The sequence below is a fragment of the Pseudonocardia sp. EV170527-09 genome (assembly GCF_008369905.1).
In the GTDB taxonomy this organism is placed as follows: domain Bacteria; phylum Actinomycetota; class Actinomycetes; order Mycobacteriales; family Pseudonocardiaceae; genus Pseudonocardia.
In genome coordinates, this window is record NZ_VRMC01000168.1 from 1 (window position 1) to 4,818 (window position 4,818).

5 protein-coding genes and 1 pseudogene are annotated in these 4,818 nt (G+C 69.3%); 2 read left to right on the forward strand and 4 right to left on the reverse strand.

The window, feature by feature from the left end; genetic code table 11:
- Positions 1-128 precede the first annotated feature (128 nt).
- Positions 129-569 (reverse strand): helix-turn-helix domain-containing protein, encoded by a 441-nt coding sequence (locus FVA95_RS27455; protein WP_149666707.1) that lies wholly within the window; start codon positions 567-569, stop codon positions 129-131.
- 279 nt (positions 570-848) lie between these two features.
- Between FVA95_RS27455 and FVA95_RS27460 the strand changes: the two genes are divergently transcribed.
- Together FVA95_RS27460 and FVA95_RS27465 are read left to right on the forward strand one after the other, a co-directional pair.
- Positions 849-1,703, forward strand: a complete 855-nt coding sequence (locus tag FVA95_RS27460; protein ID WP_149666708.1) for a hypothetical protein — start codon at positions 849-851, stop codon at positions 1,701-1,703.
- Between the two features lie 142 nt (positions 1,704-1,845).
- A complete protein-coding gene (locus FVA95_RS27465; RefSeq protein ID WP_149666709.1) occupies positions 1,846-2,352 on the forward strand; it encodes a hypothetical protein in 507 nt (168 codons plus the stop codon).
- Positions 2,353-2,518: 166 nt separating this feature from the next.
- Here FVA95_RS27465 and FVA95_RS27470 read toward each other — a convergent pair whose 3' ends face one another.
- The 3 genes and pseudogenes from FVA95_RS27470 to FVA95_RS32280 all read right to left on the reverse strand — a co-directional run.
- Positions 2,519-3,754, reverse strand: coding sequence for a DUF6545 domain-containing protein (locus tag FVA95_RS27470; protein ID WP_149666710.1), 1,236 nt, complete (start codon positions 3,752-3,754; stop codon positions 2,519-2,521).
- A gap of 7 nt (positions 3,755-3,761) precedes the next feature.
- Positions 3,762-4,325, reverse strand: a complete 564-nt coding sequence (locus FVA95_RS27475; protein WP_149666711.1) for a hypothetical protein — start codon at positions 4,323-4,325, stop codon at positions 3,762-3,764.
- 130 nt (positions 4,326-4,455) lie between these two features.
- A pseudogene (locus FVA95_RS32280) lies at positions 4,456-4,818 on the reverse strand (hypothetical protein); the annotation flags it as partial.

Genomic DNA, 4,818 nt, shown 5'->3' on the forward strand with positions numbered 1-4,818 from the left:
AACACCCCCTCAGCGTCGCCCAGAAGGGGTCAATCCCAATCCGACGTCAGGGGGTCAGTCTCAGGCCGTCGTCGACACCCCGTCCGTCGCGGCTGGTCGGGAGCCCCACTGCCGGATGAGTGGGCAGGTCAGGGGCGGTCCGTGCGCTCCGTGGGTCCAGACGCCTGCATGGCCCGCAGATCGGCGACGACCTGCTCCAGCGCGCGGCGGGTCGCCGGCCGGAGGTGACCGATGGCCCGGACGAGGTCGGCGATCTCTGCCTGCCGCACGACCTGCAGCACCTCAAGATCCTCGGTGCTGACCTGCGCGTACGGGTCGTCGAGCAGGTAGCTGACCGGCACTTGGAAGAACCGGGCGATGTCCTCCAGCGTCGCCTTCGACGGGTTCGTCGTACGCCCCAGACGCAGGTGGTTCAACGTCCCTCGCGATACCGACCCGCCGGATGCTCGGATGCCCGCGACAACCTCGTCCAGAGTGGAGGGCCGCCCTTCCGCCTCGAGTGTGCTGAACAGGTAGTTCAGCTTGTCCGCCAGAGACCGCGACCGCGCCGAGTCCCCCTGCGCCACCACTCTGCCCCCTTCATCCGGCCGGTCGCCCGAGTCTCGAGAAGGCCGACCGTAGTTCTACCGCGCGATGACGCCACCCCGACGCAGGCCGCCCCGTGCCGGTTCAAGCATTCCGATCAGCTGTTCGCGGGTGTTGTTCGTTTAGTGTGCGGGTCGGGCCTTGGGTGTCCTGCGTCCGCCTCTTCCCCGCCCGGGCCGTCGGTACCTCAGCACGACCGGGAGCATGAGGGCGTGTGTAGAGACGACCCCGGCAATACCGGGCGCGCAGACGACGCTGGAGCTGTGGACTTCCCCCAGCTGGCGGCGGAGTTCGTGTCGCGCGCCAGTGAGGGTGGCGCACGTCGTACAGCGCGTCAGGTACTCGGCGCATGGGAGCGGTGGTGCCGTCGGATGGGCTCTGATCCGCTGGCTCTGGATCCCACGGCGGTCCAAGCCTTCCTCTCCACGGATCCATTCGGGCGCACCTACCGGCACATGGAGCGCGCCCAGACCGTGCTGGATCAGTTCCGGTCCGCGGTGAGCAAGGTTGCGGGCCCCTCGCCGGGTAGTCCGGGCCCGTCGGCGGCGACGCCGGGGACTCCCGCGGCAGATGCCGACGCGCCCCTCGAACCCGCGATGCTGATCTGGCTGCTCGACACCGCGGAGATGACCGACAAGCAGACGTTGGGTCTGCTCCTCCTGGTCGCGGTGAACGGACTCGGGGTGGGTGAAGCGCTGAGTCTGGACATCGAGCACCTGGCCTCGACCGGCGGGTTGAGCGTGGTCCGTCTGCCCCGCCGGTGGGGTCGCCGATCGGTGGTACCACTCGCGGCGGCGACTGCAACGGCCCTGACGCAGTGCACCGGAGGGCGTTCGGAAGGCCCGTTGTTGCGTGCGCTGGACACCGGTGAGCGGCTCTCGCCGGCGGAGGCCGCTGCGCGCCTCACCGCGATCTCGGCGGCGGTCGGTCTGGATCGGCGGGTGACCCCGGCGGCGTTGGAGCAAACCTTTGTCTCGCTCGCGCTGAGCGCAGGGGTACCGATCTCGGCTCTAAGTCACGCTCTCGGCGAGGTCGACAGCCGGGCCGATCACTCTCGTCATCCTGCCTTTGCCGTCTGCAGCTACCTGGCGTCACAGGATCCGTTGCGCTTCGTGTAGGTGGTTGGTCTCACCAGGTGACGGGGCGCTCGTTCGTATAGTCCTACGGGGCGCGATATGTTGTATTCGCAGCGTCATCCCGCTGGATGAGTGCGCCATCGGGCTCAGGCAGGCAAGCGACGTGTTCACGGAGGCTGCGCAGGTGACCGCACGCGACAGCCGGCAGCTCGGTGGAGCTCCCGCCTCCGTACCGGCCAGCGTCAAGCTGACCTGGTGGGGCGCGGTGCTGCCCCGTGCGGGGCAGCTGGTCGTCGCCGACCCGTTGCTGCCCGGACCGTTGATGATGGCGTTGTTATCCGACGCCGCCGACACGGCGTCCGCACCGGTTCCGCATCGGACACGTCTGCTCGTGATCTCACTGCTGGTCGGTGGCGGGCTCAGCGCAGCGGCCCTGCTGGCGTCCGAGGCGCTGCTGGTGCTTCTTCTGGTCACTACTGCGGTCGGCTTCGTGGCCTGGGCGTCCCGAAGGCGCAGCCGCGAACGGGCGGTCCGGGAGCGGGAAGGGGCGCGTCCGCTGTTCGCGGTGCGTCCGGCAGTCGGGGAGCCGACCTGGGACCTGCTCGCCGAGCTCGACGGCCAGCAGGTCCCAGGTCGGATGACGCCTACCTCGCCGCAGCCCGTCATCTGCTGTGGCGGATCGCGCACCTGAGCCCGCGCAACGACGCCGCCATCGCGCATCTGACCGCACGCGCTCACGACGGCGAGTTGTCCTCGGCCGAGCAGTTGTGGGCTGCGGCGGACGACCTGACGGTGTTGGCCGTCGCCTCCTCACGTGACGTGCGCCGTTCGGTCCCCCAGCTGGCCGTACTGTTCCGCTACGAGTCCCGTATGACCGGCTGACGATCGAGGTCTTGCCGCATGGCGCCTGCAGCCTGAGGGTCGTGCTGAGCTTCGATTGTGAGGAGATGGCGTAGGAAAGGCTCGACCAGCCTCCCGTGACGCAGCTGGGTGGCGACCTCGACCTGTAGACGTGCCTCGGCGAGCAGCTCGCCGGTGCGTGGCGGCAGTTCGGGATCGAGGACCTGGAACGCCGCGTCCGGGCCGTCGCCGAGCTCACCTCGAAGGGCCCAGGCCAGCCAGCTGGCCTCGGCCAGCGCCGCCCGGCGGTCGGGGGAGGTCCCGGAGCCGTTCTCGTGAGCAAAGTCGACGGCTGCGGACACCACCTGGGTGGGAACTCTGCTGAGCAGAGCCCGGGTGGTGTCCCAGATGACGACCATCCGCGCGTAGAGCGCCGCGTCCGGCCGCTCTCGCAGCAGGCTCGGCTGAGCGATCACCTCACTCTGCTTCCAACTCGGGACTGCTGATACGAGGACTTGTTCGAGCCCGCGGAGCCGATGGAACAGGACGGCTGCCCGGATCTGCTCGATGACCGGTTGCAGTGGGATGCTGAGCCGAGTGGCGACGAGCCCGAGCCCGAGCAGCGTCGCGCAGCAAAGCATGACGACGTCACTGGCCGCGATCACCCCTCGGGCGCCTGGGCTGGTAGCGGGCAAGAGCTGGAGCGCAGCGAGGACCGCAAGTGCCGACAGCGCTGCCACGAACAGTGCGGCGGACAATCGGAGAGTCGTCTGCATGGCGGTGCTGGGGATGTAGCGCAGCACCCGGCGGCCGTGCCCGATCAGAACCCCGGCACCGACCATCGGCCAGGCCAGGGTGAGGCCAGTCAGCATGGCGAGTTGGGGGTTGCAGCTCCCACCGGTCCGGGGCTCGATGAGCGGGTGCAGGGCCCCGTCGACGATCAGCAGGATCTGACCGAGGAGGACGCCACCTCCTGCCGCGATCGGGGAGATCGCGTAGAGCCGGCGCGAGAGAGCTGACGCCGTGGTGAACAAGCCGGTGCCCGCCAGGCCGATCGCGATGAGGACTCCGGCGGCGAGGTACGCCCGCGACGTCGGCATCTCGGGGAGCGGTATGGCACCCAGCACCGCGGCGACACCAGCAAAGAAGGCCGCCACGGTGATCCCCACCGCGGGCTGTGTTCGACGTCGCAGCCCCAGCACCGCGGCCAGCAGGAGCGTGGTCGCAGCGACGAGGCTCAGGGTCAGGTGCATCGGGACCTCATGTAAATGCGGACTCCAGACGGGACGCTGCGGCGCGCACCTCGGCGGTGGCGACCCAGCGGTGTGATCGTCTGGTCGGTCCGTAGCCCAACAGCGCCGCGCCGAGGGAGTCGGCTTCGGCTTCGTCGTGCGCGCCGTAGGACGGATCGGTGCCCATCCAGGCACTGAGCCGCTGCTGGGAGTCCGACAGCACCGTGCTGAAGCTGGGCCGGAAGCGGGCGCTGCGGGCTTGGTGGTCGAAGAACAGGTGACCGAGTTCGTGGGCGATGTTGTGGCGTCGGGCGAGCTCGCTGGCAGCGTGAGCGTAGAAGACGACCGCGACGCCGGGACGGGGGACAGTACATAGCCCGCACAGCTCGCGGGCGGCTGCTCCCAGCTCGACCGGAAGCAGCCGGATGGTCAGCCCACGGGTCTGGCCGAGGCGTTCGGCGAATGCCTCCAGGTCGACCTCGGACTCCGGGCAGGGGTCGAGCCCCTCGTCACGGAGCTTGCGACGGGCACGCGCGACGAGCTCGGTCCAGCTCGCCGGCTCCTCGCTCTGTGCGCGTCTGCGTGCCCGCATCTCGTCCCCCTCGCCCGGAAACCGATCACAGTAGGTCTACCCCGAGGGAGGCTCAACCAGTAGTGATCTGATGGAGAAACGCTACTGATGGGTGTGCTGTCGTCTCCCCCGACGAGCAGGATCAATGCCGTCAGCGGGGCGTGCCCCCTGGGTTGGTGCGTGCCACCATCGCGGCTGCTTCGCTGGTCACCGAGGTCGTGGCCACGCTGACGATGCCCACACCTTGCGACTTCGCCCGATTGAGCTCGGCGTCGGCGCGGGTGAGCAGCTGGTCGATGCTGTCTGCGGTGTCGGGCCACCCCGCCGCGCCGACACTGGCAGTGAGGCCCGGCGCGGTGCCGTGGTCGACGTCGAGGACCACGGCGGTGTCGATCGCGGCGATCGCAGCGGTGACGCGCTCGCCTAGCGCCTCTAGGTGTGATGTCCAGGGAGGTTGTCCCGTCCGGGGGCGGTGAGTCTGGCTGACAGACGAAGGCCTCCGGTTGTGAAGTGG

Excerpts from the sequence above, each read along its gene's own strand:
- FVA95_RS27470 (WP_149666710.1), bottom strand. The coding sequence starts at position 3,754 with ATGCACCTGACCCTGAGCCTCGTCGCTGCGACCACGCTCCTGCTGGCC.
- FVA95_RS27475 (WP_149666711.1), bottom strand. The coding sequence starts at position 4,325 with ATGCGGGCACGCAGACGCGCACAGAGCGAGGAGCCGGCGAGCTGGACC.